This window comes from Cryobacterium sp. Y11 (genome assembly GCF_002929535.1).
Lineage (GTDB): Bacteria > Actinomycetota > Actinomycetes > Actinomycetales > Microbacteriaceae > Cryobacterium.
The window spans coordinates 147,116-173,871 of the sequence record NZ_PJJO01000058.1 but is presented as its reverse complement, the minus strand read 5'-3'; the positions used below and the strand labels follow the sequence as shown (position 1 = coordinate 173,871).

The 26,756-nt window shown below is 63.5% G+C and carries 28 protein-coding genes, 1 pseudogene and 1 riboswitch; of the genes and pseudogenes, 18 read left to right on the top strand and 11 right to left on the bottom strand.

The genetic code is table 11. The annotated features are described in order from the left end of the window. Positions 1-161 precede the first annotated feature (161 nt). Complete coding sequence (locus CXY75_RS12870) at positions 162-1,307, bottom strand: ROK family transcriptional regulator (protein WP_104083201.1); 1,146 nt, start codon at positions 1,305-1,307, stop codon at positions 162-164. Positions 1,308-1,452: 145 nt separating this feature from the next. On the opposite strand from CXY75_RS12870, the gene CXY75_RS12865 reads away from it, so the two are divergent. From CXY75_RS12865 to CXY75_RS12805, 13 genes and pseudogenes are all read left to right on the top strand, one after another. Then, the gene (locus tag CXY75_RS12865; RefSeq protein WP_104083200.1) at positions 1,453-2,292 is read left to right on the top strand and encodes a sugar phosphate isomerase/epimerase; all 840 of its coding nucleotides are present in this window, start codon (positions 1,453-1,455) and stop codon (positions 2,290-2,292) included. Positions 2,293-2,330: 38 nt separating this feature from the next. Next, positions 2,331-3,491 carry a substrate-binding domain-containing protein gene (locus CXY75_RS12860; RefSeq protein ID WP_104083199.1) on the top strand — a complete coding sequence of 387 codons (1,161 nt, stop codon included), beginning with the start codon at positions 2,331-2,333 and terminating at the stop codon, positions 3,489-3,491. Between the two features lie 109 nt (positions 3,492-3,600). Continuing rightward, positions 3,601-4,791: a Gfo/Idh/MocA family protein gene (locus tag CXY75_RS12855; RefSeq protein WP_104083198.1), complete on the top strand. Its 1,191-nt coding sequence runs from the start codon at positions 3,601-3,603 to the stop codon at positions 4,789-4,791. Then, positions 4,784-6,304 carry a sugar ABC transporter ATP-binding protein gene (locus CXY75_RS12850; RefSeq protein ID WP_199182451.1) on the top strand — a complete coding sequence of 507 codons (1,521 nt, stop codon included), beginning with the start codon at positions 4,784-4,786 and terminating at the stop codon, positions 6,302-6,304. The genes CXY75_RS12855 and CXY75_RS12850 overlap by 8 nt, the downstream gene beginning before the upstream one ends. Then, positions 6,301-7,272 (top strand): ABC transporter permease, encoded by a 972-nt coding sequence (locus CXY75_RS12845; RefSeq protein ID WP_104083196.1) that lies wholly within the window; start codon positions 6,301-6,303, stop codon positions 7,270-7,272. The genes CXY75_RS12850 and CXY75_RS12845 overlap by 4 nt, the downstream gene beginning before the upstream one ends. Continuing rightward, on the top strand, positions 7,269-8,381 hold the full coding sequence (locus tag CXY75_RS12840) for a Gfo/Idh/MocA family protein (protein WP_104083195.1): 1,113 nt from the start codon (positions 7,269-7,271) through the stop codon (positions 8,379-8,381). Before CXY75_RS12845 ends, CXY75_RS12840 begins: the two co-directional genes overlap by 4 nt. After that, positions 8,378-9,391, top strand: coding sequence for a sugar phosphate isomerase/epimerase (locus CXY75_RS12835; protein ID WP_104083194.1), 1,014 nt, complete (start codon positions 8,378-8,380; stop codon positions 9,389-9,391). The genes CXY75_RS12840 and CXY75_RS12835 overlap by 4 nt, the downstream gene beginning before the upstream one ends. Then, positions 9,388-9,747, top strand: coding sequence for a putative quinol monooxygenase (locus CXY75_RS12830; protein WP_104083193.1), 360 nt, complete (start codon positions 9,388-9,390; stop codon positions 9,745-9,747). The genes CXY75_RS12835 and CXY75_RS12830 overlap by 4 nt, the downstream gene beginning before the upstream one ends. Positions 9,748-9,791: 44 nt before the next feature. Next, on the top strand, positions 9,792-10,676 hold the full coding sequence (locus CXY75_RS12825) for an alpha/beta fold hydrolase (RefSeq protein ID WP_104083192.1): 885 nt from the start codon (positions 9,792-9,794) through the stop codon (positions 10,674-10,676). Between the two features lie 165 nt (positions 10,677-10,841). Continuing rightward, the gene (locus CXY75_RS12820) at positions 10,842-11,864 is read left to right on the top strand and encodes an agarase (RefSeq protein WP_233201889.1); all 1,023 of its coding nucleotides are present in this window, start codon (positions 10,842-10,844) and stop codon (positions 11,862-11,864) included. Positions 11,865-11,948: 84 nt separating this feature from the next. Beyond that, a pseudogene (locus CXY75_RS12815) lies at positions 11,949-12,089 on the top strand (sugar phosphate isomerase/epimerase); the annotation flags it as partial. A 157-nt stretch (positions 12,090-12,246) separates the two neighbouring features. Then, positions 12,247-13,131: a thioredoxin domain-containing protein gene (locus CXY75_RS12810; protein ID WP_104083190.1), complete on the top strand. Its 885-nt coding sequence runs from the start codon at positions 12,247-12,249 to the stop codon at positions 13,129-13,131. Positions 13,132-13,142: 11 nt separating this feature from the next. Beyond that, complete coding sequence (locus CXY75_RS12805) at positions 13,143-13,511, top strand: CHY zinc finger protein (protein WP_233201888.1); 369 nt, start codon at positions 13,143-13,145, stop codon at positions 13,509-13,511. Positions 13,512-13,987: 476 nt separating this feature from the next. Here the strand turns inward: CXY75_RS12805 and crcB are convergent, their stop codons facing one another. The 3 genes from crcB to CXY75_RS12790 all read right to left on the bottom strand — a co-directional run bounded on the left by crcB (position 13,988) and on the right by CXY75_RS12790 (position 15,324). Beyond that, complete coding sequence (gene crcB, locus CXY75_RS12800; protein WP_104083188.1) at positions 13,988-14,368, bottom strand: fluoride efflux transporter CrcB; 381 nt, start codon at positions 14,366-14,368, stop codon at positions 13,988-13,990. Further along, positions 14,365-14,859: a CrcB family protein gene (locus CXY75_RS12795; RefSeq protein ID WP_233201887.1), complete on the bottom strand. Its 495-nt coding sequence runs from the start codon at positions 14,857-14,859 to the stop codon at positions 14,365-14,367. Before CXY75_RS12795 ends, crcB begins: the two co-directional genes overlap by 4 nt. Continuing rightward, a riboswitch (Fluoride riboswitch) is annotated at positions 14,843-14,912 on the bottom strand. Its footprint overlaps the gene before it by 17 nt. A gap of 37 nt (positions 14,913-14,949) precedes the next feature. After that, positions 14,950-15,324: an ArsR/SmtB family transcription factor gene (locus CXY75_RS12790; RefSeq protein ID WP_369826725.1), complete on the bottom strand. Its 375-nt coding sequence runs from the start codon at positions 15,322-15,324 to the stop codon at positions 14,950-14,952. Positions 15,325-15,392: 68 nt separating this feature from the next. Here CXY75_RS12790 and arsB point away from each other — a divergent pair, with 68 nt between their 5' ends. The 3 genes from arsB to CXY75_RS12775 are packed head-to-tail and all read left to right on the top strand — an operon-like array spanning position 15,393 to position 17,603. Beyond that, entirely contained in the window at positions 15,393-16,541 is a 1,149-nt protein-coding gene (arsB, locus tag CXY75_RS12785; protein ID WP_104083187.1) for an ACR3 family arsenite efflux transporter, read from the top strand. Positions 16,542-16,557: 16 nt separating this feature from the next. Then, on the top strand, positions 16,558-16,962 hold the full coding sequence (locus CXY75_RS12780) for an arsenate reductase ArsC (RefSeq protein WP_104083186.1): 405 nt from the start codon (positions 16,558-16,560) through the stop codon (positions 16,960-16,962). Between the two features lie 2 nt (positions 16,963-16,964). Next, complete coding sequence (locus CXY75_RS12775) at positions 16,965-17,603, top strand: arsenate reductase ArsC (protein WP_104083185.1); 639 nt, start codon at positions 16,965-16,967, stop codon at positions 17,601-17,603. 96 nt (positions 17,604-17,699) lie between these two features. Here CXY75_RS12775 and CXY75_RS12770 read toward each other — a convergent pair whose 3' ends face one another. The 5 genes from CXY75_RS12770 to CXY75_RS12750 all read right to left on the bottom strand — a co-directional run bounded on the left by CXY75_RS12770 (position 17,700) and on the right by CXY75_RS12750 (position 22,551). Then, a complete protein-coding gene (locus CXY75_RS12770; protein WP_104083184.1) occupies positions 17,700-17,972 on the bottom strand; it encodes a metal-sensitive transcriptional regulator in 273 nt (90 codons plus the stop codon). 1 nt (position 17,973) lies between these two features. After that, entirely contained in the window at positions 17,974-18,276 is a 303-nt protein-coding gene (locus tag CXY75_RS12765; RefSeq protein WP_104083183.1) for a rhodanese-like domain-containing protein, read from the bottom strand. Further along, positions 18,273-19,928: an FAD-dependent oxidoreductase gene (locus CXY75_RS12760; RefSeq protein WP_104083182.1), complete on the bottom strand. Its 1,656-nt coding sequence runs from the start codon at positions 19,926-19,928 to the stop codon at positions 18,273-18,275. The genes CXY75_RS12765 and CXY75_RS12760 overlap by 4 nt, the downstream gene beginning before the upstream one ends. 155 nt (positions 19,929-20,083) lie before the next feature. Next, positions 20,084-22,330, bottom strand: a complete 2,247-nt coding sequence (locus CXY75_RS12755; protein ID WP_104083181.1) for a cation-translocating P-type ATPase — start codon at positions 22,328-22,330, stop codon at positions 20,084-20,086. Then, the gene (locus tag CXY75_RS12750) at positions 22,330-22,551 is read right to left on the bottom strand and encodes a heavy-metal-associated domain-containing protein (RefSeq protein ID WP_104083325.1); all 222 of its coding nucleotides are present in this window, start codon (positions 22,549-22,551) and stop codon (positions 22,330-22,332) included. Before CXY75_RS12750 ends, CXY75_RS12755 begins: the two co-directional genes overlap by 1 nt. Before the next feature lie 128 nt (positions 22,552-22,679). Between CXY75_RS12750 and CXY75_RS12745 the strand changes: the two genes are divergently transcribed. After that, positions 22,680-22,991, top strand: coding sequence for a metal-sensitive transcriptional regulator (locus tag CXY75_RS12745; protein WP_104083180.1), 312 nt, complete (start codon positions 22,680-22,682; stop codon positions 22,989-22,991). A gap of 78 nt (positions 22,992-23,069) precedes the next feature. Beyond that, positions 23,070-23,720: a response regulator transcription factor gene (locus CXY75_RS12740; RefSeq protein ID WP_104083179.1), complete on the top strand. Its 651-nt coding sequence runs from the start codon at positions 23,070-23,072 to the stop codon at positions 23,718-23,720. Here CXY75_RS12740 and CXY75_RS12735 read toward each other — a convergent pair. Both CXY75_RS12735 and CXY75_RS12730 read right to left on the bottom strand, forming a co-directional pair. Beyond that, positions 23,620-25,398, bottom strand: a complete 1,779-nt coding sequence (locus tag CXY75_RS12735; RefSeq protein WP_104083178.1) for a GAF domain-containing sensor histidine kinase — start codon at positions 25,396-25,398, stop codon at positions 23,620-23,622. The genes CXY75_RS12740 and CXY75_RS12735 overlap by 101 nt on opposite strands. Positions 25,399-25,452: 54 nt before the next feature. Further along, the gene (locus tag CXY75_RS12730; protein ID WP_104083177.1) at positions 25,453-26,307 is read right to left on the bottom strand and encodes a universal stress protein; all 855 of its coding nucleotides are present in this window, start codon (positions 26,305-26,307) and stop codon (positions 25,453-25,455) included. Positions 26,308-26,756 lie beyond the last annotated feature (449 nt).

Below are 26,756 nucleotides of genomic sequence, written 5' to 3'. Positions count from 1 at the left end.
GCAGAACGACGGTGTACGCACGGGCTACCGGATCAGTGCATTCGTTTCCGTGCCGCGGATGGTGTCGCTCAACCCCCAAAGTCGACAGCAGTTGCAGACGGTTATGACTTCGGAGGCAGGCATCATCAGCGACACCGCCTGGCCCATGCATCCGTTTTCATTCAGTCGAGCTGCTCGATCAGCTCGTCCACGGCGGCCGCACACAGGCGCTCGTCGAGCACCATGAGCCCGGCTCCTCGGATGCCCGCATCGGAACCGCCCCGGGCTGGCACGATGTTCAGGTGCTGATTGGCTAGGGGAATCGATCGCCGGTACACCACTTCGCGTATGCCCGCGATAATCTCTTGCACGTTGACACCCAGCTGTCCACCAATGACAACGACAGATGGGTTCAGGACGCTCACGCACATAGCCGTGACCTCGCCGATGGCTCGCCCGGCCTCGCGCGCAGCGGCAATCGCTGTAATGTCACCCATTCTGATGCGATTGGTGACGTCACCGGGCTCAATGTTCACGGCGCCATCCCGACTTAGATACGCCGCTATCGCCGGGGCGCTGGCCGTCGCCTCGAGGTCACGGTCGTTCACGGTACCGGGCACCTGCACATGTCCGATGTCGCCTGCGGAGCCCCGGGAGCCGCGCTGCAGCACTCCGCCCAGGATGATTCCCGCGCCGATTCCCGTGGACACCTTGATAAAGAGCAGGTCATCGACTGCGGGCCACTGGGTGGCTCGCTCGCCGAGGGCGAGCAGGTTTACATCGTTGTCAACCAGAACCGTGGCAATCAGTCGCCGGCGCACAAAGGCGGGAATGTCGAAGCCATCCCAGCCCGGCATAATTGGGGGACGGATGGGGCGGCCGGTCGAATGCTCTACGGGTCCGGGCACTCCCACACCAATCCCCAGCAGATCTCGCTGCTGACGGCCACTGGCGGCGAGTAGGCGCTCCGCCGTATCGACGGCCCATGTGAGAATCTCAGTCGGGCCCTTGGCAATATCAATTACCCGGCTTTCCTGGCGGAGTACGTCGCCGGAAAGGTTGAGAACGCCCACTGTGCCGTGGGTGGCTCCAAGGTCGATTCCGATACAGACCCTCGAGGCCTGATCGAACATCAGGCGCGCGGCTGGGCGGCCCCCGGACGCCGCCGCGGTGCCTGTTGGGGTCACCAAGCCGACCGCTGTGAGCGCAGCCAGCCTGTTTACCACGCTGGTTCGCGCCAACCCTGTCTCGTCGACAAGCTCGGATCGCGTTCGCGGCCGTCCGTCACGGAGCAGCTGAAAGAGGTCGCCAGCACCGGATGAAAACATCTCTTGTATCCCAAATCATGAAAAGGCCAATAAGTAGAAAGAACACTACCGGACCGAAGGAAAGCCTAAAAAGTCTTTCTATTGACATCGTAATGTCATAAGTGTTACTTTCGACCCAGCAAGGACAAAATACAAGGAGGTAGAAATGATGAAGTTCGCCTACGAAGCCAACGCATGGGGCGGTGTAGTGGGTACGCCCGGTGCAGTGACTAATCTCGGATCGGGTTTCTATGTGACGCCCGGAGATGTACATCACACCATCGAGGCGATCGCTGCTGCCGGCTACACCGGAATCGAGTTGTTCGACGGCAACCTCCTCCCCTTCGAGGAATCGATTGACGACTTCGCATCTATCGTGCAGGCCAACGGCCTTGAAATCGCAGGGGTCTATACCGGCGGACAGTTTATCTATCCCGATGCCCATGAAGACGAACTCTCCCGCTTCGATCGCTCGATTCGGTTAGCCGCTGCGGCGGGTGCTCGCCACTATGTGATCGGCGGCGGCGCAGTGCGTTCCACCGGCCGTCGAGCACAGGATTATGAGGTGGCTGGCGCTTTCCTCAACATCATCGCCCAACGCGCACAGGCAGCCGGCCTCATTCCCAGCTACCACCCGCACCTGGGGAGTATCGCCCAAGCGCCGGATCAGATTGACGCCCTCTTCGCCGCCACCTCAATTGGTCTCTGTGCCGACGTTGCACACATCGCCGCCGGCGGTGGCGATCCCGTAACCGTCATCCGAAAATACGCCGACCGTCTGGCATATGTACACCTGAAAGACCTTAATCACCAGACCAACGCCTTCCTTCCTCTCGGTGCTGGCGACCTGGACCTGAATGCCATCATCGCTGAGGTCGTCGACGCGGGGTATCACGACTGGATCACCGTCGAACTCGACGGATACGAGGGTGACGAAGATGAAGCAGCCAAGAGAAGTCTCACATTTCTGCAAAATGTAGCGTTTACCAACCCAGCACAGCCCTGAACACAATCACGAAATTTCCGAGCAAAGGAGCATGGAGAATGAAAGTTTCCACAACGCTTGTCGCCGCAGTTGCGGCCGCGGGTCTCTTCGCGTTGACGGGGTGCACCCCGTCCGCGCAAACCACCGCAACTGAGGTTGCACCCGAGGTCACCGCCCAGATCGATGCGGCCCTCGCGGACATCACCGGCAAGGTTTTCAGCACTGGTCCGAACGGTGAAGAGCCCGCCTCGGTCGACACCACGACTGTAACCGACGAACAGGCGACCGAGATCGCGGGCATGGGCCTCACCGCCGCGATCGTGATGCACTACGGTGGAAACGACTGGGCGAACGCCCAAATCGCCGGTCTGAACGCGGAATTCGACCGTCTCGGCATCGAAGTCATCGCAACCACGGATGCTAACTTCAACCCGGCAACGCAGGTCTCCAACATCGAGACGGTTCTAGCTCAGGACCCCGATATCATCGTGTCCATTCCCACCGATCCTGTGGCAACGGCTAGCGCCTACCGCAAGGCCAGTGAACAGGGCGTCAAACTGGTCTTTATGGACAATGTGCCCCAGGGCTTCGTTGCCGGTGAAGATTATGTCTCGATGGTGTCGGCCGACAACTACGGTAACGGGGTCACCTCGGCATACCTCCTCGCTCGCTCCCTCGGTGGCCAAGGAACGATCGGTGTGATCTATCACGAAGCCGACTTCTTCGTCACGCAGCAGCGATACGCTGGCTTCACGAAAACGATCGCCGACGAGTTTCCCGATATTGAAATCGTTCAGGAGCAGGGAATCGCCGGGCCTGACTTCGCCGGTGATGCCCAAGGCGTAGCCAACGCCATGCTCACCAAAAACCCCGACCTCGACGGTATCTGGGCCGTTTGGGACGTACCCGCGGAGGGCGTAATGGCCGCTGCCCGAGAGACCGGGCGCACCGATATCAAGATCGCCACCGAAGACCTCGGCACGAACGTCGCCATCGCTCTGGCCAAGAATCAGATGATCGTTGGACTCGGAGCCCAGCTTCCCTATGACCAGGGAACCGCCGAAGCCGACCTCGCCGCGCTCAGCATGCTCGGTCTGGAAGTTCCCGCCTACGTCGCTCTAAGCTCGCTGCCCGTCGACCACAAGAACGTGCTTGAGGCATGGGAGACCGTGTATCACTCGGCTCCGCCGGCTGCCATCAAGGACGCCTACGTCGACTAATAGCCGATGATCGACTCGTGGGGCGGCCGGAAACGGTCGCCCCACGAAAACTAGTGAAAATTGATGATCCACAGAGTTGTCGAGCCACAGTGGCTCACGAAAGGAAGTCATGCAAGAGATTAATATCGCCATGATTGGCGGCGGATTCATGGGTAAAGCCCATTCTCTGGCCTATGCGGCGATGCCCATGTTCTTCTGGCCGTCTCCAGCGCGGCCAATCAAAAAGATCATCGTCGATGTGACCGACGATCTGGCACGCACTGCCGCCGAGCGGTACTCGTGGGACGGTTATTCGTCATCGTGGCGCGACGTCGTCAATGATCCCGGTATCGATGTTATCGATATCGCCACCCCGAATAACCTCCACGCCGAGATCGCGATCGCCGCAGCCGAGGCCGGCAAACACATCATTTGTGAAAAGCCTCTGGCCCCGACGGCCAGCGAAGCCCGCCGCATGTACGAGGCGGCCCAGAAGGCCGGCGTGGTAACAGCAGTTGCCTTCAACTACCGCCGCACCCCGGCTGTAGCACTCGCTAAGAAATACATCGACGAGGGCGCTATTGGCACCATCCTGAACTTTCGCGGCACCTATTTGCAGGATTGGAGCGCCGATCCGAACTCGCCGCTCAGCTGGCGTTTCCAGAAAGATATCGCCGGTTCGGGCGCCGTGGGTGACATCGGCTCGCACGTGGTTGACTTGGCCCGCTATCTGGTCGGCGAGATTTCCGAAGTCACCTCGCTGGTCTCGAACTTTATCCCCGACCGTCCGCTGCAGTCCGGTGGTTTTGACGCACTCGGCGGTTCCTCTACCTCTGACGGCCCGCGTGGCGCGGTCGATGTCGACGACGAGGCGATGTCGTTGATCAAGTTCCGCAATGGCGCTGTCGGCTCCCTTGAGGCGACGCGCAACGCCTGGGGCCGCAACAACTACATCACCTTCGAAATCCATGGCACCGAAGGCTCTATTTTCTTCAATTACGAGAACCGTGACGAGTTGCAGGTAGCGTTCAAGAATGACCGCGCCGATCGTCGAGGCTTTCGCACGGTGTATACCGGCCCGAACACGCCGTATGGCGAGTCGCTCTGGCCTATCCCTGCGCTGGGTATCGGCTACAGCGAAACGAAGATCATCGAAGCCCACGACTTCCTCAAGGCAGTCGCTGAAGGCGGAACTGTCGAACCCAACTTCGCCGACGGCTACCAAGCCGCACTCGTCGACGACGCCATACTGAAGTCCGGCCAAACCGGTGAATGGGTGCTGGTTCCGGATGTGACCGACCCGAACGCCACCGATGACTGAGACTGCTGGTGCCCCTCCAGCGGTAAGAATGCGAGGCATCGTCAAGAGCTTCGGCCCGGTCGAGGTCCTGAAGTCCGTCGACATGGACATCGTCGCCGGTGAGGTGCACGCTCTCGCCGGAGAGAATGGCGCGGGCAAGTCGACCCTGATGAAGGTCCTACAAGGCGTTCATCCGATTACCTCTGGCACCATCGAGGTCGCGGGCCAGCCGGTCACCATTCGAACCACCGCCGATGCCGAACGGGCTGGCATCGGCATGGTCTTTCAGGAATTCAGCCTCATCCCCTCGATGACGGTGGCGCAGAACATCTTTCTCAATCGGGAGGTTCGCAGCAAATCGGGACTGGTTGACGACCGTGCTGCGGAACAGGCGGCGCGCGAGATCTTTGACGGCTTGGGCGTCACGATCGATCCCAAAGCGCGGGTGGAAACACTTGGCACCGCGTACTGGCAGCTGGTGGAGATTGCTAAGGCTCTGTCCAAGAACGCCAGCGTGCTGGTGATGGACGAACCCACGGCCAGTCTCGCCAAACACGAGGTCGAAAACCTCTTCCAACTTATCGACAAGCTCAAGAGCCGCGGCATCGCCATCGTCTATATCTCTCACCGAATGGACGAGATCCGCCGGGTCGCCGACCGCATCACAGTTTTGCGGGACGGCCGCGTCGTGCTCGCCGCCGGTATCGCGGAACTGACCGCGGCTGAGATCATCGAAGCGATCATCGGTCGGAGGCTCGCCTCCGACCTGGTGTATCGCGACCGGCAACTGCCAGTTGACGCTCCGATTCTGCTGGAAGCGACCAACATCGGGAGCGGTCGCGTACTCAAATCAGTCAGCCTCACGATTCGGGCCGGAGAGATCGTCGGTCTCGCCGGGCTGATGGGCAGCGGACGCACCGAGTTCGCTCGCGTGGTCGCCGGCATGGACCGTCCCACCCAGGGGACGCTGAGTATTGATGGCAAACCGGTACGTTTCGGCACCCCCATATCCGCTCAACGGGCGGGTATCGCGCTCATTCCCGAGGACCGTCGCGATCAGGGGCTGGTGCTTGACCACTCCGTCTCCGACAATCTCACTCTTCCCGTGCTTGACCGCGTGAAGTCAGGACTCTTCCTCTCCATGACCAAGTTGCGCGAGCTGACCAATCAGCTTGTCACCCGCTTCGACGTCAAGGTCGCCGACCCTTATGCGCCGGTCAGCCGTCTATCGGGCGGCAACCAGCAGAAGGTCGTCGTGGCGAAATGGATCAACACACGCCCCCGCTTATTGGTAATGGACGAGCCCACCTCCGGTGTCGACATTGGCACGAAGACGGAGATCCTCGACATCGTGCGTGAATTCGCCTCGCAGGGCAATGCAGTGCTATTCATCTCGTCCGAATTGCCAGAACTCCTCGCGGTCGCCGACCGCATTATTGTATTCCGCGAAGGACGCTCCGACCGCGAACTCGACCGCGACGACGTCGCGAGCGAGGAACAGCTTCAACTCATAATCCAAGGAGAGGCAGCATGAGCAGCCCCGCAACGGCCACCAGGCCATCCCTGATCACCCAAGCTGTCACTCGATTTGACTGGCGCAGCAACGTCATTTACATCGCCTTCGTGGTCGTGTTCATCTTGTTCGCTATCTTCCTTGGCAGCGACGGATTTCTCTCCGCCAACAACATGCTGAACATCGTGCGGCAGACGGCAACAATTTCGATAATGGCTGTCGCGATGACCTTCGTGATCGCCACCGCCGAAATCGACCTCAGCGTCGGCTCGATCGCCGGCCTCGCCTCCGTCGTCACCGCTATGGCAACGACCCAATGGGGCCTCGTTCCCGGCATACTCGCCGGATTACTCTCCGGGGCCGCTATCGGAGCAATCAACGGCGGACTCGTAGCCCTCTTGAAGGTCCCGTCCTTCCTGGTAACGCTGGGGATGCTTGGCCTCGCGGCGGGGCTCGCGCAGTGGATCACCGCCTCGGCACCCCAGCCCATCGGCAACACTCTGTATGTGCAGATATTCGGCGGTGGCGACTTCGGTCCAATTCCCGGGCTCCTCGTCTGGACGGTCGTGGCCGTCGCGATCGGATGGGTCGCGATGAACCGGACGAGTTTCGGACGCCGTGTGCTGGCGACCGGTGGAAATCCCACCGCAGCCGCCTACACCGGCATTCGCACGGCACGGATTAAATTCACGGTGCTACTCCTCTCCGGTATCGCCGCCGCTATCGCCGGGATGCTCTACGCGGGTCGGCTCGAGTCAGGCCGGTTCCAGTGGGGCCAGGGTGACGAGCTCACAGTGATCGCCGCTGTGATTCTCGGCGGTACAAGTCTCTTCGGAGGCCGCGGGGCAATCATCGGTACGCTCGTCGGCTCGCTGTTCATGGGCCTAATTAATAACGGCCTCATCCTCGCCGGGCTCGACGTCGCCCAGCAGTCGGTCGTGCGTGGCGCGATCATCATCGCAGCGGTCGCTCTATCGAGGAAGAAATGACGGCCCGGCCGCTCCGGAGCGGCATAATAGGAACCGGTTTTATGGGACGTGTCCACACGCGCGCCGTCCGTTCAGTAGGCGGCATCGTCGTCGCCTACGCCGGCCGCGATGCCGACCGAACACGACTAGCCGCTGACGAAGAGAACGTACCGCTGGCTCTCACGCCAGAAGAGTTGATAGCCCATCCGGATGTCGATCTGGTGCACATTTGCACTCCCAACGCGCAGCACGTTCCACTGGCCCTGGCCGCAATCGCCGCGGGCAAGCACGTCATCTGTGAGAAACCACTCGCCCTCACCGCCGACGATGCCGTACTGCTCCAGCGCGCCGCCGATGATGCCGGAGTAGTGAACGCCGTGCCCTTCGTCTACCGTTTCTATCCGACGGTTCGCGAAGCACAGGCCCGAATTGCCGATTCGGGCGAACGCATCTGGCTCGCGCACGGCCACTACCTGCAGGACTGGCTCTCGGAGCAGTCGAGCTACAACTGGCGGGTGACGGACGCGGGATCCCGTGCCTTCGCCGACATTGGTGTGCACTGGTGCGACCTCTTCGAATTCACTACCGGCCATCGCATAGAAAAATTGCTCGCACAGAGTTCTCGGCTCCATGACACTCGTCTCTCGGATGCGGGCGAAGTCCCTGTCTCCACAGAAGACGGTGTGACCATGATGTTCCATACAGATCGCGGTGCCACAGGCTCCGTCGTGATCTCCCAGGCCAGCCCGGGACGCAAGAACGAGCTGTGGATGTCGCTCGATGGTGAACACCGCTCGTATGCTTTCGACCAAGAAAATCCAAACGGTCTGTGGATTGGGTCGACCCAAGGAATTTCTATCGTTCCGAAGGGGCTCGAGAGTGTGAACCACGCTGCCGCCGCGCCCTACGTCACCGTACCGTCCGGACATCCGCAGGGCTACCAAGATTGCTTCGGACTATTCATGCGCGATGTGCACTCTGTCATCAGGGGCAAGGTCGTCAATGGCCTTCCCACCTTTGCTGATGGTGTGCGCGCGGCCCAGCTGACGGATGCGGTAATCGAGTCGTCGAAATCGGGTCACTGGGTCGAGGTAGTACCAACTCGTCAGCCGACCTCGAGGGCCGCATGAGCCAGTCGACGCACCCCGTCACGTTATTCACGGGCCAATGGGCAGACCTCCCCTTCGAGGAGGTGGCGCGGCTCGCAGCTTCGTGGGGCTATGACGGTCTCGAGATCGCCGCGTCAGGCGACCACCTAGACCTCAAGCGCGCCGATGAGGATGCCGCGTATCTCGCATCCCGCCTTGAAATTTTGGACCGGTACGGCTTAAAGGTCTTTGCCATCTCGAACCATCTCGCCGGGCAGGCTGTCTGCGATGCACCCATCGACTTTAGGCATCAGGCGATCCTGCGCCCGTACGTGTGGGGAGACGGTGACGCTGAGGGCGTGCGGCAACGCGCGGCCGACGATATGAAACGTGCGGCGCGAGTTGCCCGAAAGCTCGGCGTCGACACCGTTGTAGGATTCACCGGTTCATCGGTCTGGCCGTATGTCGCAATGTTTCCGCCGGTGCCAGCGTCGGTCATTGAAGCCGGCTACGACGACTTCGCCGCGCGTTGGAATCCCATCCTCGATATCTTCGACGATGAGGGAGTTCGATTCGCGCACGAGGTGCATCCCGGCGAGATTGCCTACGATTATTGGACGAGCGTGCGCACTCTTGAGGCGATCGGTCATCGCACGGCGTTCGGCTTCAACTGGGATCCGAGCCACATGATGTGGCAAAACATCGATCCGGTCGGATTTATCTGGGACTTCCGAGACCGCATTTACCACGTGGACTGCAAGGACACCCGCCTGCGCCCAGCCAACGGCCGGGCCGGCGTTCTAGGTTCCCACCTAGCCTGGGGCGACCCACGACGCGGCTGGGATTTCGTATCGACTGGACACGGCGATGTGCCCTGGGAAGACGCATTCCGAGCCCTGGAGTCGATCGGCTACGGCGGACCCATATCGATCGAGTGGGAGGACGCGGGAATGGACCGGCTCCACGGTGCGGCCGAGGCAGTCGAGTTCGTTCGTTCTAAGCTGTGGGCACGACCGACCGACTCCTTCGACGCGGCGTTCACAAACCAATGACGACGCCACCGGAGCCGGCCTTCGTTGTCTATGCCCAAATTCAGGTGCGTGAAACACAGCGCGAAAAGTTTCTCACGCACATTCTGAAGCTTGCCGAGCGATCTCTCGCCGATGAGACAGGCTGTTTGCAGTACGACGTGATCGAGCTCGATCGCGCAACTGACCTGTTCGGGGTCTATGAGGTCTACCGTGACGCCGCGTCTTACGACGTACACGGGGCCTCGGTTCACTTCCACGCGTGGAAGGTCGTGGCAGAGGTCGTCATAGCGGAAGGAGGCCTCGATGTCCAAACCGGGCGGCGGGTGCCTGTTGTCCGTCGGCGGCCTGTCACACATGCGGGTTTCGACGTAAATTGAGGTTCGCCTCGAACTGAAAAATGCAAGAAGAAGGAGTATTGATCATGGATATCATCCAAGACCACAACGGTGTCCCAGCAAAACACGGGCGAGCCCTCGTCAACGGCGTCCGGCTGCACTACGTCGTCGCCGGGCAGGGCGAGCCGCTGTTTCTGCTGCACGGCGTGCCAAAGACGTCATACCACTGGCGTCGCGTAATTCCCCTTCTGACGCCCTACTACACCGTCATCGCGCCAGACCTGCGCGGTCTCGGTGACTCGGAACATCCCAAAGACGGTTTCGACATGAAGAACATGGCTGAGGACATCGCGCAGTTGGCTACCCACCTTGGATACGACACGTTCAACCTTGTCGGCGAGGACTGGGGGGCATCAACTGCCTACCAAGTTGCCGCTCAGTACCCCGAACGCGTCAAGAAGCTCGTCTACCAGGAAATGATCCTGCCCGGGTTCGGCCTCGAAGACTACTCGTTCCTAACGCGCAAGAATGTCAGCACCTATGTCTGGTTGTGGCACATCAACTTCTACAGCGTGCCGGACTTTCCCGAGTTTCTCATCACGGGCAAGGAGAGGGAGTACTTCAATTACTTCATCAAGCACGAGGCACACAACCCCCAGGCGATCACGCCCGATGCGCTCGACGAATATGTACGGTGTTATTCCTCGCCCGGGGGGCTCCGCAGCATGTTAGAGATTTACCGCGCGACACTCGACGACGCGGACCAGAACCACGAATCTGCCAAAACCAAACTGAAGATGCCCGTCCTCGCTGTCGGGAGTGAGTACTTCATCGGTGAGGACAACGAACGCCAGATGCGTGAGGTGGCAGAGGACGTGCGGGCCGTCATCCTCCCCTGGGGCCACCAACTCGCAGAAGAAGATCCAGAGGCACTGGCTGCTGCATACCTGGACTTCTTCGGGAGATCATGATCGCTGCCATATCGCTGAGCACAAAACGATAGTCACGTCAAAAGGATAGATCAGATCATGGCCACACCAGAAAGCCCCGGAACTCGCTTCTTCACCGTTGCGCAGAGCTCAACCGGATCATGGAGCTTCATCGATCTCGCGGGAAAGCCGTTCGTGTCCCTCGGTGTGAACCATATCGACGACTCGGATTTGCGATATCCCCACAATGTCGACGTGTGGGATAAAAGATATGGATCTCGGCAGAAATGGGAACAGGGCGTTGTCGCAGACTTGCAGTCGCTGAACTTCAACACCATCGGTTGGACAGGTCAGTACATCAGCGGAGGGTGGGGCGAGGCGCTCGACTGGTTCGGTGACCCCGTCGATCTTGGCCATTCATCTCCGTGGCCCGATCGCGACTTGCTCGAGGCAGATATGCCCTATGTCGTGCAGCTGCGGGTGCAGGAAATCGAAGACTGGAATGGCCACCCCGCATACCGCGACGTGTACGGCGAAGACTTCGCCAAGTATGCGGACTGGCTCGCGCGACGAATGACTTCAGATCACAAGGACAGCTCAAACCTCATCGGATACTTCCTCGTCGACATTCCCGGGTGGATCCCCCACGCGGCGGGACGGTTCTGGCCAGGCTTCGACGGCCTGTCCCCGGAAGAGCATGACGCCAAGTTGTACGACGTGGCACAGCAGTATTACAAGACCATCACCGAGGCCATCCGTCGCTATGACCCCAACCATTTGATCTTGGGCGACCGCTATAACGGCAACAAGGGCATCCCCGAAGTGGTGCTCCGCGCGATGACCGACTATGTTGACGTTCTTTCCGTGCAGTACTTCACTGGAAAATCCCCGGAGGAATACGCGACGATGATCGGCGATCTCCGCAACTGGCAGCAGCTCACCGGCAAGCCCGTACTGATTGCCGATATCGGCAACTGGGTGCCCACCGCAATGAATCCACACCGCACTAGCGACATGGAAACGCACGAGGAGCGCGGACAGGACTATGCGAACGGTCTGGCAACGATCATGCAGGAGCCTTGGATCATCGGCTGGCATTGGTGTGGCTACATCGAAAACCTGGGTCGCGGCTGGGGAATCAAGGATCCCCAGGACAATTTCTACACGGATATGACAGACCCTCTGCGCGCAGCCAACGCCGCCGCGCAGACCACCATCGCCGATCGCTAAATCGACACGTGGAGCACAGCACGAAAAAGAGACAGCTCACTCTGTGCAAGCAGGGTGTAGTCGGGTTGAGCGCGCCGTTGGGGCGACGGCCCGATTTCGGTGGAGTGGGAGGATGCCGGAATGGATCGCCTGATTGGAGCACCGGAGGCGCTCGCCTTCGTACGCTCGCTGGCTTTTGACGCTCCGACTGCCGTATTCGACGCGGCCTTCAGCACCCGATCGTAGGCTCTAGCCCATTCGCTCGGGCGAAAGCGCGCGCCCTGGCCACCAGGGCGCGCGCGGGACCGTTCACAGCCGCCACACAGCTGTTCGGAACCGCACCGTGAGACACGACCGCTAACGTCGAAAGCAACAGCCCGACGAACGAACGGTGAACTCCCGCATGAGCACTTCCGGCCCTACTCGCCCGCCCAAGAAAAACCGCCGCGATGAAGCCCGCGAAACCGCGCGCCTCATGCGCGCCGAGCAGGTCAAGCGGGACAAACGCCGTCGATTCTTTCTGCGCGGGGGCATCGGCATCGGCCTGCTCGCCGTGGTCGCCATCGTTGCCGTGGTCATCGTGAACAACGTCACAGCCCCGGCCGCGCCGGGCCCGGCCAACATGGCCAGCGACGGTATCCTGCTCGGCAGCGACGGCAGCACGGTGTCAGCAGTCACAACGGTCGCCCTCGAAGCGGATGCCGACCCCATCGCGACCGCCTCCGATCAGAGCGGCGACACGGCCAATATTGTGATGTACATCGACTACTTGTGCCCGATCTGCGGCGACTTCGAGAGCACCAACGGCGAACAAATCACGTCCTGGGTCACCGCCGGCAATGCTACTCTCGAGGTGCACCCGATCTCGATTCTCGACCGACTGTCGTCGGGCACCGAGTACGCCACCCGGGCCGCAAACGCGGCTGCCTGCGTGGCCAACTACGATCCCAACAACTTTCTCGACTTCAACGCGGCGATGTTCGCCGATCAGCCGGCCGAACAGACGACGGGCCTCTCGGATACCGAGCTGACCGCACTCGTCGATGCGGCAGGAGTGACCTCCCCCGAGGTCGCCAGTTGCATTGCCGATCAGACCTACTCCGATTGGGTCGACGCGTCGACGCAGCGCGCGCTCACGGGCCCTATTCCCAACTCCGACATTGAACAGATCAAAGGAACCCCGACCGTGCTGGTCAACGGCGTGCAGTACACCGGTTCCAACTCCGACGCCGCCACCTTCGAGGCCTTCGTCACGGCGCAGACCACTGCGGCCGGGGCCGGCCAGTAGCATCCGCTGGCATGAGCGAGGTGCCCATGACAGCGGATGCCGCACCACGGGTCTACGGCGCCGTCGTCGACGCGGCGACCCGCTGCATCCACTTTCACTCTGAGCTGGACATCGTCGCGATCAAGTTTGCCTGCTGCCTGCGCTACTACCCGTGCTTTCAGTGCCACGACGAGACAGTCCAGCTCGAAGCGACCCCACACGCGACCCGTCGGTGGCCGGAAGCTGACTGGTCGTCGACGGCGATTCTGTGCGGGGCCTGCCATCATCAGACAAGTATCGCCACCTATCGGCAGGTTGAGCGCTGCCCGCACTGCGCGGCCGAGTTCAACCCCGGGTGCCGCTTGCACGCCCACCTCTACTTCGAGGAGACCGCCGGCTAATCCGGCCGCGCGCCTCTCGCTAACGCTGCACGGTGACGGAGCACGGTGACGGAGCACGGTGACGCTGCGCGCTGATGATGCGCGGGAGTTGCGCCGCTGCGCCGGAGGCCCAACTCCCACGCACTGGCGCAGGTCCCGCGCGACGAGCTACGCGGGAGTATCGGTCAGACCCGAACTCCCGCGCACTGGCGCAGCTCCCGCGCAGCTCGCGCACAGCTCACACGGCTGGCACCGCACTGTCATCCGAACTCCCGCGCACTGGCGTAGCTCCCGCGCAGCTCCCGCGCAGCTCGCACGGCTGGCGCCGCCCTGTCATCCGAACTCCCGCGCACTGGCGTAGCTCCCGCGCAGCCCGGCCAGTCCGAACGGATGCCGCCGCGCCACATCCCGCGCAGCGCGCGTCCCACCCGACCCCGCCCCGCCCCGCCCGACCCCGCGAGATTCCGCCCAGTGTTCAATCCTGTCTGGGCTCAGCGCTACCCCAGCGCGAGTCCCACCCACAGGCCGAAGGCCGCAGCGGCAACGGATGCGACGAGCATGCCGATGCCAGTGGCCAGCGCCGCGAGATAGCGATGGTCCTGGGCTAGCCGCACCGTCGCAAAGCTCGCCGTACTGAAGGTCGTGTAGCCGCCGAGTAGGCCGACCCCGAGCACGAGAGCCCACTCCGGCGCGAGCAGATGATTCATGGCCAGGCCGGTGACCAGACCGAGCAGCAGGGATCCGCTCACGTTGACAATGGTTGTGCCGTAGGGAAACGCGCCGCCGAGGCGAGAGCGCACGAGGCCGTCGAGGGAGAACCGGGCGGCCGCGCCCACGCCGCCAGCGCCGGCGATCGCCAGAAACAGGAGCGGGGTCATCCGTTTTCCCCTAAAGTGCTGCGCCGGTGCAGCGCCGCGCCAATCACGATGCCGAGCCCGGTGGCCACGCCGCCGAGCAGCACCGTGCCGAGGGCGTAGACGATCGCGAGCCCGATGGCCTGGCCCTGCAACAGCAGGGCGCTGTCGGTCGCGAGCGCACTGTAGGTCGTGAAACCGCCGAGCAGACCGGTGCCGAGCAGCAGCCGCGCTGCACGGCGGCCTCCTACATCCAGTCCCCGGCGCACGAGGGCCTCGAGCAACAACCCGAGCAGCAGGGCGCCGAGCAGGTTGATGCCCAACGTGGTCAGGCGAACGTCCAGCGGCGCGAGGGCCAGCGAGAGCCCTTCCCGCAGGGCGGTGCCGACGACGCCGCCGAGAAAGACCAGGCCGAGGTAGCGCCATCGCAGGTGCAGGCCGCGCGGTGTGAGTGGTTCGATGGGGCACCTACCTGTTTGTCGCGTTGATTCCGTCGCAACCAGAATAGGAACCATCAGCGAAGGCGGTGTGAGCGGATGCTCCGGCGGGATCCATCGCCGAGACCAGAGTACAGTCCTTGCGAATCAGGCCGATCGTGCACGGGGTCAGACGGCGGCGAGAACCCCGGCAACGGTGTCGAGTGAGCCGGGTACCAGGCTGTAGTACGACCAGGTTCCACGCTTGGTTCGGCTGAGATACCCAGCATCGACGAGCACCTTAAGGTGGTGCGAGATGGTGGGCTGGCTCAGCGTGAGCTGGTCGGTCAGGTCGCAGACGCAGGCCTCAGCATCCGCGTGCGCTGCCACAATCGAGATGATGCGCAGCCGGGCCGGGTCGGCCAGCGCTTTGAGCGATCGGGCCAGGGCGTCAGCCTGGTCGGGCGCGATGGCCTCGTGAGTGAGTGGGGAGCAGCAGGCATCCGCTTTGTTAATGTCGCTCGTGCTGATGCCTACAAGCGGGAGAGTCCGGGTAAACGGCACGTGAACACACTCCCCTTAGATTGACTTTGATCGATGCATTGTTCTAGCGTAGACATTGACAACGATCAATGTTACCGCGAATCGCTGTCGTCAAGACTTGGAGATTCGTGAGCATTACGGCGCCCGCCCCCACCCGCCTCGGCGCGATCGACCGGCTATTGCCAGTCTGGATTGTTGCCGCCATGGGCCTTGGCCTGCTGCTGGCCGTCTACGTTCCCGCCGTCGGCGACGTGCTGCACGCCTTCACGATCGGATCGATCAGCGTGCCGATCGCCATCGGCCTGCTCGTCATGATGTACCCGGTGCTCGCCAAGGTGCGTTACACGGATGCCCGTGCCGTCGCCGGCGACAAGCGCCTGCTGGTCTCCTCCCTGCTGTTGAACTGGCTGGTCGGACCCGCGCTGATGTTCGCCCTGGCCTGGATTTTTCTGCCCGACCTGCCGGAATACCGCACTGGGCTGATCATCGTCGGCCTCGCGCGCTGCATCGCCATGGTGCTGATCTGGAACGACCTCGCCTGCGGTGACCGCGAAGCCGCAGCCTTTCTCGTGGCCGTGAACTCGGTGTTCCAGGTCGTCGCGTTCGGCGCGCTCGGCTGGTTCTACCTGCAGGTGCTTCCCGGCTGGCTCGGCCTGCCGCGCGAAAGCGCCGAATTCTCGATCTGGGCGATCACCGCGAGCGTGCTGGTGTTCCTCGGCATCCCGTTGCTCGCCGGTTACCTCTCCCGCCGTATCGGCGAGGATCGGCGCGGCCGTGACTGGTATGAGGCCAAATTCTTGCCCCGGGTCGGCCCGTTCGCGCTCTGGGGATTACTGTTCACGATCGTGATGCTGTTCGCCCTGCAAGGCCAGCAGGTCATCGAGCACCCCGGCGATGTCGCGCGCATCGCGCTGCCGATGCTCGTCTATTTCGCGGTGATGTTCCTGGTCGGTTTTCTCACCGGACGCCTGCTCCGCATGACCTACGAGCGCACCACGACGCTTGCCTTTACTGCCGCCGGCAACAACTTTGAGCTCGCCATCGCCGTCGCGATCGGAACCTTCGGCGCCCTCAGCGGCCAGGCCCTGGCCGGCATCGTCGGCCCGTTGATCGAGGTGCCAGCCCTCGTCGCCCTGGTCTACGTCGCGCTCTGGCTGAAGCCACGCCTGTTCCCCTCTATCGAACGGATGCCGGCGGCCAGCGCGCCGGCATCCGCATCCACTCATACCCTCGTTTAACTGAAGGAAACGTGCAATGAAACCCTCCGTACTGTTTGTCTGCGTGCACAACGCCGGACGCTCGCAGATGGCCGCCGGCTTTCTGACCGCACTGTCCCAGGGCCGGGTCGATGTTCTCTCGGCCGGTTCAGAACCCAAGGACCAGATCAACCCCGTCGCGATCGCGGCCATGGCCGAGGTCGGCATCGACATCGCCGACAACGTGCCAAAGATTCTCACGACCGAGGCGGTCAAGCAGTCCGACGTCGTGATCACGATGGGTTGCGGCGACGCCTGCCCGATCTTTCCCGGCAAGCGCTACGAGGATTGGCTGCTGGATGACCCGGCAGGCCAGGGCATCGAGAGCGTGCGCCCGATTCGCGACGAGATCAAGGCCCGCATCGAGGCGCTCCTCGCCGAGATTCTGCCGGTCGAGGCCTGAGAATGCTGCCCGGCCTCAGCTACCCCGAAGAGTCGCTCAGACGCCTCTCTGGTGATCTCGCGGAGCGGTTTCACGGAATTTTTGCCGCCGAGACCGTCGGGCGCTACGTGCTCGAGTCCTATACCGGGCTGCTGCGCACGTCGAGCGTGAAGGCGCACCTGACGACTCGCACCGCACATTTTGCCCGCGAGCGTCTCACCGCACTGGCCCAGGCCAAGGGAGCCTTTGAACGCCCGGTGCCCGAGGTTCTGTTCATCTGCGAGCAGAACGCTGGTCGGTCGCAGATGGCCGCGGTGTTCACCAACGCTCTATCCGGTGGCGCCGTGCACGTGCGCTCGGCCGGGTCAATGCCGTCTTCTGAGCTGAACCCGACCATGGTTGCGGTCATGGCCGAGGTCGGCCTGTCGATGGAGGAGTCGTTCCCGAAGCCCCTCACCGACGACGTCGTACAGGCCGCGGACGTCGTGATCACCATGGGCTGCGGCGACGCCTGCCCGATCTACCCCGGTAAGCGCTACGTGGACTGGGAGCTTGTCGACCCGGCCGACCAGCCGATCGACGAGGTACGCCGCATCCGCGACCAAATCCGTTCTAACGTCACCGACATGCTGGCCACACTCGGAGTGACCCCGATCGCCTGACTCCCCTAACGGACGGGGCCCGGGCCCCGTCCGTGGGCCCAGTTTATAGACGGGGCCCCGGGCGATAAGGTGGGCCCGGCGCAGGAGTGCCGGCAACTACGCGAGCGTCAGGAACAACTTCTCGAGCTCGGGCACCGTGAGCGAGTTCTCGTCGTCGGGATTCTCGATGCAGTCGCGCATCGCGGTCGAGACAATGACGAAGCCAGCCTTGTCGAGCGCACTCGACACGGCAGCGAGCTGGGTGACGACATCGCGACAGTTACCGCCGCCCTCGACCGCGGCAATCACCGCGGTCAGCTGCCCCTGCGCCCGGCGCAACCGGTTCAGAATCTTCTTCTGCTCGGCGGCACGGGTATCGTCAGGAGCCATCTCAGGCGCCCTGCTCGGTCGCCAGCCCTGCTTGCTGCCACGCCGTTGTGCCACCGGCAATGTTCACGGCGTCGTGGCCGTGGGCCGCGAGATACTCGGTCACCTGCGCGCTGCGTCCGCCGAGGGCGCAGATGACGTGCACCGGAACATCCGCTGGAATCTCGCCGATTCGCTCGACGACCTCGCCCATCGGAATGTGGATCACGCCGGGAACGTGGACGGCTTCGTACTCTCCGGGTTCGCGCACGTCGATGATGACGGGCGCGGTGAGCGCGGACAGTTCGGTGACGGTGATTTCTTTCATGCGAGTGCTCTTTCCAATATGGGTGAGGTGATCGTTCCGGCGAGCCAGGTTCGGTAGCCGCCGTCGAGGTTGCGCACGTCGAATCCGTGCTGGGTGAGAATGCGGGCGGCGGTGTGGCCGCGCTGGCCGACCTGGCAGTGCACGATCAGCGGCACCTTCGGCAGGTCATCGAGGCGTTCGCGCAGGTCCTCGAGCGACAGATTGAGTGCGCCGGGAATGCTGCCGGCGGCAAATTCGGCGGCCGAACGCACGTCAACGAGCACGGCGCCAGCCGCGCGGGCCGCCGCCAGCTCGTGCCACTGCAGGGTCGCGCTGGTGGCCTGGGCTAGGTTCGCAGCCACATAGCCGAGCTGGTTGATCGGGTCTTTCGCCGAGGCATACTGCGGCGCATAGGCGAGTTCGAGACGCGTCAAAGCGGATGCGCTCAGCCCGGCCGCCATCGCCACCGCAATCACATCGATGCGCTTGTCCACTCCCTCACCGCCCACGATCTGGGCGCCGAGAATGGCATCGGTCGAAGCGTCGATGAGCAGCTTGATGGACATACCCTCCGCGCCGGGGAAATACCCCGCATGGTTGGCCGGGTGCGTGTGCGCGATGCGGTGGGCGCGCGCGGCTGCGACGAGACGCTTCTCGTTCCAGCCGACCGTGGCCACGGTGAGGCCGAAGATGCCGACGATTCCGGCTCCGAGGGCCGGGGCGGCCTGCTCGGGGATGCCTGCGATACTGTCGGCGACGGAGCGTCCGTGCCGGTTGGCGAGTCCGGCCATGGTGACCAGCGTGCCGGAGCCGCTGACGGCATCCGTTTTCTCGACGCCGTCGCCAACCGCGAAGATGAGCGGGTCGCTCGTGGCCTGGGTGCCGTCGACCCAGATGCCGCCGCTTTCGCCGATGAGAAGGCCGGCCTGCTCAGCCAGGGTCACGTCGGGCCGCACGCCGCTCGCGTCGATCACGAGGTCGGCGGGCACTGTGGTTCCGTCACTGAGCATGACGCTCTGCCCAGAAGCCCTGGTCACCGTGGTGTTCAATCGCACATCGACGCCGCGTTCGCGCAGCCGATCGAGCACGGGCGCGGCCATTTCGGGGTCGAGCGGGGTGAAGATCTGCGGCCCGCGCTGCACGAGGGTGACCTGCACGCCGCGGAGCACGAGGTTTTCTACGGCTTCAAGGCCGATGAATCCGCCGCCGATCACCACAGCGGATGCCGCGTCGGCCTGCGCCAGTACCGTCGTGATGTGGTCGACGTCATCGACCGTGCGCAGCGTGTGGGTGGGGATGATGCTGTCCTGAGCCGACGCGGACCGGGCCGAGGCACCGGCGGCGAGCACGAGCCGGTCGTAGCTCTCGGTGTTTTCTATGCCGGTGAGCAGGTTGCGCACCGACACGGTGTGGGCGTGGCGATCGATCGTTAAGACCTCGGTGTCGATGCGCACGTCGAGCGCGAAGCGGGCCGCGAGGGACTCCGGGGTCTGCAACAGCAGATCAGCACGAGAACGGATGATTCCCCCCACGAAATACGGCAGCCCGCAGTTCGCGAATGACACGTAGTGCCCGCGCTCGAACACGATAATCTCGGCGTTCTCGTCGAGCCGACGCAACCTCGTTGCCGCCGACATTCCACCAGCGACTCCGCCCACAATAATAATTTTCACGTTTGCCTCCGGGTCAAGTATACCCCATAGGGTATCAACGTGTAAGCCTGCATGCACGCGCTGCGGCATCCGCGCGCCCGGGCCCACCTTATGAACGCGGGCCCAGTTTATAAACTGGGCCCCGGGACGGGGCCCGGGCCCCGTCCGGAGGAGACCTAGGAGCCGGGCAGCGCCCGGAAGCCACGCAGCCGCAGGCTGTTCGTCACCACGAAGACCGACGACAGGGCCATCGCCGCACCCGCGATCAGGGGGTTGAGCAGCCCGGCCATGGCGAGCGGAATCGCCGCGACGTTGTAGGCGAAGGCCCAGAACAGGTTCGCCTTGATGGTCGTGAGGGTGCGCCGAGACAAGCGGATGGCATCCGCTGCGGCGAGCAAATCGCTGCGCATCAGGGTGAGGTCACTCGCCTCGATGGCCACGTCGGTGCCAGACCCCATCGCAATGCCGAGATCCGCGGTGGCGAGTGCGACGGCATCGTTCACTCCGTCACCGACCATCGCGACCACGTGGCCCTGCGCCTGCAAATCAGCGATCACCCGCGCCTTGTCGGCGGGCAGCACCCCGGCGGTCACATCGGTGATGCCGACCGAGGAAGCGACGCTCTGCGCCGCGGCAGCATTGTCGCCGGTCAGGAGCATGGGCGTCAGCCCGAGCGCTCGAAAACGCTCGACCGCGAGAACACTCGTCGGTTTCACCGTGTCGGCCACGGTCAGAACGCCGCGCACCGCGCCGTCCCAGGCCACCATGACGGCGGTCTGGCCGAGTCCCTCTGCGGTGCCCATCACGGCCTGCATCTCAATCGGCACGTCCAACCGCCAGCGTTCGATCAGCCAGGACTGCCGTCCAACCAGCACAAGGCGGCCGTCGACCGTGGCCTGCACCCCCAGCCCCTGCTCGGACGCAAACGCCGACGAAGCGGGCACGGAACCCAGCCGCGACACAGCGCCAGCCGTAATGGCGCGGGCGATCGGATGCTCCGACCCGCTTTCCGCCGCCCCCGCCAGAGCCAGCAGCTCATCGACAGAACCACACTCGTGTGGCATAACCGTCGACAACGTCATGCGCCCGGTGGTGACGGTGCCGGTCTTGTCGAGCACAATCGTGTCAACGCGGCGCGTGGATTCCAGAACCTGCGGCCCCTTAATCAGAATGCCCAGTTGCGCTCCGCGCCCGGTTCCCACCAGTAGAGCGGTCGGCGTGGCCAGCCCGAGCGCGCACGGGCAGGCAATAATAAGTGTCGCCACGGCCGCCGTGAACGCCATCGTTGCACCGGCGCCGACCAGCAGCCACCCGGCCAACGTGGCCAGGGCGAGCCCGATGACAATCGGCACGAATATGGCAGACACCCGGTCGGCGAGGCGCTGCACCTCGGCCTTGCCGGTCTGCGCCTGCTCCACCAACCGGCCAATATGGGCGAGCTCGGTGTCGGCGCCGACCCTGGTGGCTTCAACGATGAGGCGCCCACCGGAGTTCAGCGTTGCCCCGACGACAGCGTCGCCCGGGCCGACCTCGATGGGTACCGATTCACCGGTGAGCAGGCTCGCATCGATAGCGCTCGAACCGTCAACGATCACCCCGTCGGTCGCGATTTTCTCCCCCGGCCGCACGACAAACTGATCACCGACCACGAGCAGCGCGGTACTGATGCGGCTTTCGACGCCACCCCGCCAGAGCGTGGTCTCCTTCGCGCCCAGTTCGAGCAGCGCCTTCAGGGCCGCGCCGGAGTTGCGCTTAGCCCGCGCCTCCGCGTAGCGCCCGGCCAGGATAAACACCGTGACAGCGGATGCCACCTCGAGATAAATCTCGTCGGCGCCACTTCCCGGCGTGGCCGAGAAGGTGAAACTCATGGTCATGCCGGGCATTCCGGCCATGCCGAAGAACAACGCGTAGAGCGACCAGCCGAGGGCGGCCAGCACTCCGACGCTGACCAGGGTGTCCATGGTGGCAGCGCCGTGGCGAGCGTTCACCCAAGCGGCGCGATGGAACGGCCACGCGCCCCAGATGGCGACCGGGGCCGCCAGCGTCAGGGCAAGCCACTGCCAGTTTGTGAACTGCAGCACGGGAATCATCGAGAGCGCAGCCACCGGCACGGTGAGCGCGGCCGAGACCAGCAGGCGCTGGCGCAGGGCCGACACCTCCAGACCGGCAGCATCCGGCGCATTCTCCTCGGCCGCAGCGAGCGGCCGCACGGCGGTGTACCCGGTGGCTTCAATGGTTTTAATGGCGTCGTCCACGCTCGTGCCGGCCGGCACGAAAACGCTCGCCTTTTCGGTGGCGTAGTTGACCGATGCCTCGACCCCGGGCATCCGGTTGAGTTTCTTCTCGATGCGAGCCGCGCACGAGGTACAGGTCATTCCCCCAACGAGAAGGTCAACCCGTTGGCCGAGGTCGGTGGCAGTCATCAGGCCGCGGCGACCAGCTGGTAGCCCGCCTCTTCGACGGCGGCGGCAACGAGTGAACGGTCGAGCGCAACTGCGCTCGTGACGGTGACCCGCGAGGTACCGCCGTTGACGAGGTCAACTGAGACGTTTTCAGCGCCGGGGATGAGCCCGATCTCTTCGGTCACGCTCGCGACGCAGTGTGCGCAGGTCATGCCGTCAACGCCGTAGGTGGTTGTGCTCATGGTGAAATCCTCACTGTCTTCTACCCCATCAGGGGCTGTCATTCGAGCATACCCCTTGGGGGTACCTTTCTCACTATATACCCCGAGGGGGTACAGTGGTACATTGACGACAATACAAAGGACAGTGCATGAACGAGTCAGAGCCGGCCCACGATGGCCCGCACGGCTACATCTCGAACAAAGACGCGTATCTCAAGCGCCTGCGCCGCATCGAGGGCCAAGCCCGCGGCCTGCAGGGGATGGTCACAGACGACAAGTACTGCATCGACATTCTCACCCAGATCTCGGCCATGACCAGCGCGCTCGAATCGGTCGCGCTCGGACTGCTCGACGATCACCTGAACCATTGTGTGTTACACGCGGCTGTGGCCGGCGGCCCCGAAGCCGAGGCCAAGCTCAAGGAGGCATCCGCTGCCATCGCACGCCTGGTGCGCTCCTAAAAGTCCGGACCTTTGGCCCTAGTCCCCGGGTGGTGCCCCACGCGACACTGAGGAGACAGCAATTCGGGAAGGACCCCCATGAACAGCAACGCTGCTCCGGTACGAGTTTTCATTCTCGACGATCACGAGCTGGTGCGGCGCGGACTTCGAGAGCTGCTCGAGGGCGAGGGGTTTGAGGTCGTCGCCGACAGCGGACTGGCCGCCGAAGCCACCCCGCTTATTCTCGAGTTGCGTCCCGATGTGGCCATTCTCGACGCTCGGCTACCGGACGGCACCGGCATCGAGGTGTGCCGGGACGTGCGCTCGGTCAACCCGACCCAGCAGTGCCTCATCCTCACCAGTTACGACGACGAGCAGGCCCTGCGCGGCGCGGTTCTCGCCGGAGCGGCCGGGTACGTGCTCAAGGAGATTCGCAGCACCGATCTGCTCGGCAAGATTCGGCGGGCGGCGGCGGGTGAATCCCTGTTTGACCCGATGCTCAAAGCCGACATTATCGCCGGCCTGGCCGACCCGCAAGACGCCAGGCTCGCCACCCTCACCGCGCAGGAACGCAAGGTGCTCGACCTCATTGGCGAGGGCCTGACCAATCGCGATATCGGCCAGACCATGTTCCTGGCCGAGAAGACCGTTAAGAACTACGTGTCGTCGATGCTGGCGAAGCTGGACTTTCAGCGCCGAACTCAGGCAGCCGTTTTCGTTGCGAAACGTGGAGACGAACACCGACAGTAACCTCCGGCACCGGCACAGACCAGCGCAGCCGAGTTCCCTCACCGATGGTACTGCGCACCGAAAACTTGCCGCCGAGTAGCGTCGCACGCTCCTTGAGATTGTCGAGGCCGCTTCGACGCACCGGCTCGCTGAAGCCGCAACCGTTGTCGGCAATGACGAGCTTGATCCGCTCTGGCTCGGCATCAACGGAAATATCAATGCTGGTCGCCTGCGCGTGACGGGCGGCATTACTCAGGCCCTCCGAGATAACGGCGAGCAGGCTGCTGGTGAGATCGTCGGCGAGTGGCCCATCGATCGGCCCGGACAAACGGATGCGCGGGGCGAACGGCAGGGACTGCGCCCCCTCTTTAATCACGGCGAGAATTTGACTGCTGAGCGTTCTGGTGTCCTGAGACATTCCGCGCAGGGAATATATCGTGTCGCGCAGTTCGCGAATGGTCTCGTCGAGCTCGGTGGTGACGGCGTTGATGCGGTCGAGCGCCACGGGATCGCTGGTGAACCGGCGCAGGCTCTGCACGCTGAGGCCCGCGGCGAACAGTCGCTGAATGACGAGGTCGTGCAGGTCGCGCGCGATCCGGTCACGGTCGCCGAGCACGGCCTGCTCCTCGCGCATGCGGTGCACCGTTGCGAGCTCAAGCGCGAGCGACACGTGGGTGCCGAACACGGCGCTCATCTCCACGTCGGTCAGGCTGAAACCAGCGGATGCCGGCGCCCGCGACAGCAGAATCACTCCCTGCCCGTCGCCGGCCGGCCCGAGGGCGGCGACCAGTGTTGGACCCAGGAGCGACCACGGGGTCGCGGAGCCGGGTGCGGCATCCGTTTGCAGAATCGGCGGGTTGTCGAGTGCGATGGACGCTCCGGTGTTGCGTAGTTCGTCGAGCGCACCGGGGCGCAGCAGTACCGTGCTACCGACCAGATGGGCGGCGACCGAGGTGGACAGCTCCACTTCGGCGGCGGCCGCGCAGTACAGGCTGTCGTCGGTGGGAAACCCGATCACGGCCAGTTGGGCACCGGAGGCAGCGAGAACGCGCGCCGCCACCAGATCGAGACCGTTCTCACTATCGCCGTCACCGTCGCTGTCGCCATCGCCCGGCCGCAGCAGGTCACGGCCCATCGCGGCGACAGCTTCCAACCAGTTTCCCCGGCGGCGCGCCTCGTCGTACAGTCTGGCGTTCTCGATCGTGACACCGGCGGCTGCGGCGAGCGCGACGGCCAGTTCCTGGTCTTCATCGGTGAAGTCGCCGCCGCCCTCCTTCTCGGTGAGATAGAGGTTGCCAAAGACAGTGTCCCGCACCCGAACCGGAACGCCAAGGAACGACTTCATCGGCGGGTGATGGGCCGGAAACCCGAAGGAGTCTGGGTGGTCGTGCAGGTCGTGCAGACGAATGGGGTGTGGTTTGCGAATGAGCAGACCGAGCACGCCGTGGCCGGTCGGAAAGGCGCCGATCTGATGGATGGTTTCCTCATCGAACCCGACGGTGACGAAGTGACTGAGCGCCTGTTCGGTTCCGATCACACCGAGGGCGCCGTAGCGCGCCTGAACCAGCTGGCAGGCCGCGGTCACGACGCGTTCGAGTACCGATTCGAGACTGAGGTCTTCGGCGACCGACACGACGGCGTCGAGCAGGCCGCGCATCCGCTCCTGGGTGAGGGCAAGCTCCGCAGCGGTCTGATCCATCGTTGTCCCCACCTTCTCACGCTCTGACCAACGCACTCCTGCGGCGTGTTGAACCTACGTGTGCGTGGTTCTCGTCACAATCGTCGGGGAGGTGAGGTGCAGCAGCACCTCGTGGCTGACCGATCCCATCAGCAGGCGCTGCAGGGAACCACGGCCGCGGCTACCGACCACGAGTAGCTGGGCGTGCCTGGCTGCGGCGACGAGTGCCCTGGCCGGAGATTCGTCGGTCTCGAGCACCTGGTGCACCCTGAGGTCGGGGTAGCGCTTGCCGAGACCGGCCACCGATTCGGCGAGCACAATGCGTTCCTCCTCCATGCGTTCGGTCACGGCATCGGCGGGAATGCGGCGCAGTACGCGGCGATTCGGCAGGTGCACCGCATAGAGCGCGAACAGGTCCTGGCCGGTGCGATCGGCCTCGGCCGCGGCGAATGCCACTGCCGCGACGGAATCAGCGGAACCGTCAACACCGACGTAGACGCCGGAGCGCTCGGTTGCCGGCAGATCGGGAATCACGGCCACCGGGCAGTGCGACAGTGCGGCGATTTGCAGGCTGACGCTGCCGAACAACTCACCCTCGACCCGGCTCTTCTGGGCGGTACCGACCACAATCAGGCTGGCTTCTTTGGACAGTTCGCTCAGAATGCGGGGGGCGCTTCCCGTGCGCAGATCCGTGTGAGTGGGCACGGCGGGAGCCAGCAGACTGGCCCGGGCACCGGCGGCGGCGAGCAGCTTTTTCTCGCCATCGAGAATGGAGTCGTAGTAGCCGTAGCCATCGGCCAGCCAGGTTTCGTACACGGTGTGCATGAGGGTCACCGGGCTCGAGACGACTTCGGCCCGACGCATGGCCCACTCAAGGGCCACCTCGCCGGCAGTGGAGTCATCAATGCCAACCACAATCATCCGGTTCATTGCTCTACCTCTTCTATGGGTCGAAGCGAAAGGAGCTCATACGCCATCGCCTACTCCTCATCCTGCCAGTGCGTGACGCCAAGGCATAGGGCCGGAAGTCCCTCGGTGCCCCGATCGAGAGCGGGTCGATCTACATGAAATCCACCCCGGCGGCGGGCACCAGAACCACCGCAATTCCAACCAGCCGAACTGGCTGCGCCAAGGTGACCCAGAAATTTACCGGCGTTACGTCCCGGCAGAGCGGATGCTGTCGCTGACCTCGTGACTTGAGGCCCTACTCGGGGGTGTTCGTGGTGGCTAGTCCGAAAGCAAAAGTCGGCGACGGTTACCCGAGAATTCACTCGCGGCCCAGCACCGCAGAAAGGGTTGGGCGCATGACTGACACGCTCACTACCGCCAAGATGGTCATGATGGTCTCCTCGGGCTCGGGCAATTCTGCCCACAGTATC

Bases quoted from the DNA above. Each gene is read 5' to 3' on its own strand.
- CXY75_RS12870 (WP_104083201.1), bottom strand. From the start codon at position 1,307: ATGTTTTCATCCGGTGCTGGCGACCTCTTTCAGCTGCTCCGTGACGGA.
- CXY75_RS12865 (WP_104083200.1), top strand. From the start codon at position 1,453: ATGATGAAGTTCGCCTACGAAGCCAACGCATGGGGCGGTGTAGTGGGT.
- CXY75_RS12860 (WP_104083199.1), top strand. From the start codon at position 2,331: ATGAAAGTTTCCACAACGCTTGTCGCCGCAGTTGCGGCCGCGGGTCTC.
- CXY75_RS12855 (WP_104083198.1), top strand. From the start codon at position 3,601: ATGCAAGAGATTAATATCGCCATGATTGGCGGCGGATTCATGGGTAAA.
- CXY75_RS12850 (WP_199182451.1), top strand. From the start codon at position 4,784: ATGACTGAGACTGCTGGTGCCCCTCCAGCGGTAAGAATGCGAGGCATC.
- CXY75_RS12845 (WP_104083196.1), top strand. From the start codon at position 6,301: ATGAGCAGCCCCGCAACGGCCACCAGGCCATCCCTGATCACCCAAGCT.
- CXY75_RS12840 (WP_104083195.1), top strand. From the start codon at position 7,269: ATGACGGCCCGGCCGCTCCGGAGCGGCATAATAGGAACCGGTTTTATG.
- CXY75_RS12835 (WP_104083194.1), top strand. From the start codon at position 8,378: ATGAGCCAGTCGACGCACCCCGTCACGTTATTCACGGGCCAATGGGCA.
- CXY75_RS12830 (WP_104083193.1), top strand. From the start codon at position 9,388: ATGACGACGCCACCGGAGCCGGCCTTCGTTGTCTATGCCCAAATTCAG.
- CXY75_RS12825 (WP_104083192.1), top strand. From the start codon at position 9,792: ATGGATATCATCCAAGACCACAACGGTGTCCCAGCAAAACACGGGCGA.
- CXY75_RS12810 (WP_104083190.1), top strand. From the start codon at position 12,247: ATGAGCACTTCCGGCCCTACTCGCCCGCCCAAGAAAAACCGCCGCGAT.
- CXY75_RS12805 (WP_233201888.1), top strand. From the start codon at position 13,143: ATGAGCGAGGTGCCCATGACAGCGGATGCCGCACCACGGGTCTACGGC.
- crcB (WP_104083188.1), bottom strand. From the start codon at position 14,368: ATGACCCCGCTCCTGTTTCTGGCGATCGCCGGCGCTGGCGGCGTGGGC.
- CXY75_RS12795 (WP_233201887.1), bottom strand. From the start codon at position 14,859: ATGGTTCCTATTCTGGTTGCGACGGAATCAACGCGACAAACAGGTAGG.
- arsB (WP_104083187.1), top strand. From the start codon at position 15,393: ATGTTACCGCGAATCGCTGTCGTCAAGACTTGGAGATTCGTGAGCATT.
- CXY75_RS12780 (WP_104083186.1), top strand. From the start codon at position 16,558: ATGAAACCCTCCGTACTGTTTGTCTGCGTGCACAACGCCGGACGCTCG.
- CXY75_RS12775 (WP_104083185.1), top strand. From the start codon at position 16,965: ATGCTGCCCGGCCTCAGCTACCCCGAAGAGTCGCTCAGACGCCTCTCT.
- CXY75_RS12770 (WP_104083184.1), bottom strand. From the start codon at position 17,972: ATGGCTCCTGACGATACCCGTGCCGCCGAGCAGAAGAAGATTCTGAAC.
- CXY75_RS12765 (WP_104083183.1), bottom strand. From the start codon at position 18,276: ATGAAAGAAATCACCGTCACCGAACTGTCCGCGCTCACCGCGCCCGTC.
- CXY75_RS12755 (WP_104083181.1), bottom strand. From the start codon at position 22,330: ATGACTGCCACCGACCTCGGCCAACGGGTTGACCTTCTCGTTGGGGGA.
- CXY75_RS12750 (WP_104083325.1), bottom strand. From the start codon at position 22,551: ATGAGCACAACCACCTACGGCGTTGACGGCATGACCTGCGCACACTGC.
- CXY75_RS12745 (WP_104083180.1), top strand. From the start codon at position 22,680: ATGAACGAGTCAGAGCCGGCCCACGATGGCCCGCACGGCTACATCTCG.
- CXY75_RS12740 (WP_104083179.1), top strand. From the start codon at position 23,070: ATGAACAGCAACGCTGCTCCGGTACGAGTTTTCATTCTCGACGATCAC.
- CXY75_RS12735 (WP_104083178.1), bottom strand. From the start codon at position 25,398: ATGGATCAGACCGCTGCGGAGCTTGCCCTCACCCAGGAGCGGATGCGC.
- CXY75_RS12730 (WP_104083177.1), bottom strand. From the start codon at position 26,307: ATGAACCGGATGATTGTGGTTGGCATTGATGACTCCACTGCCGGCGAG.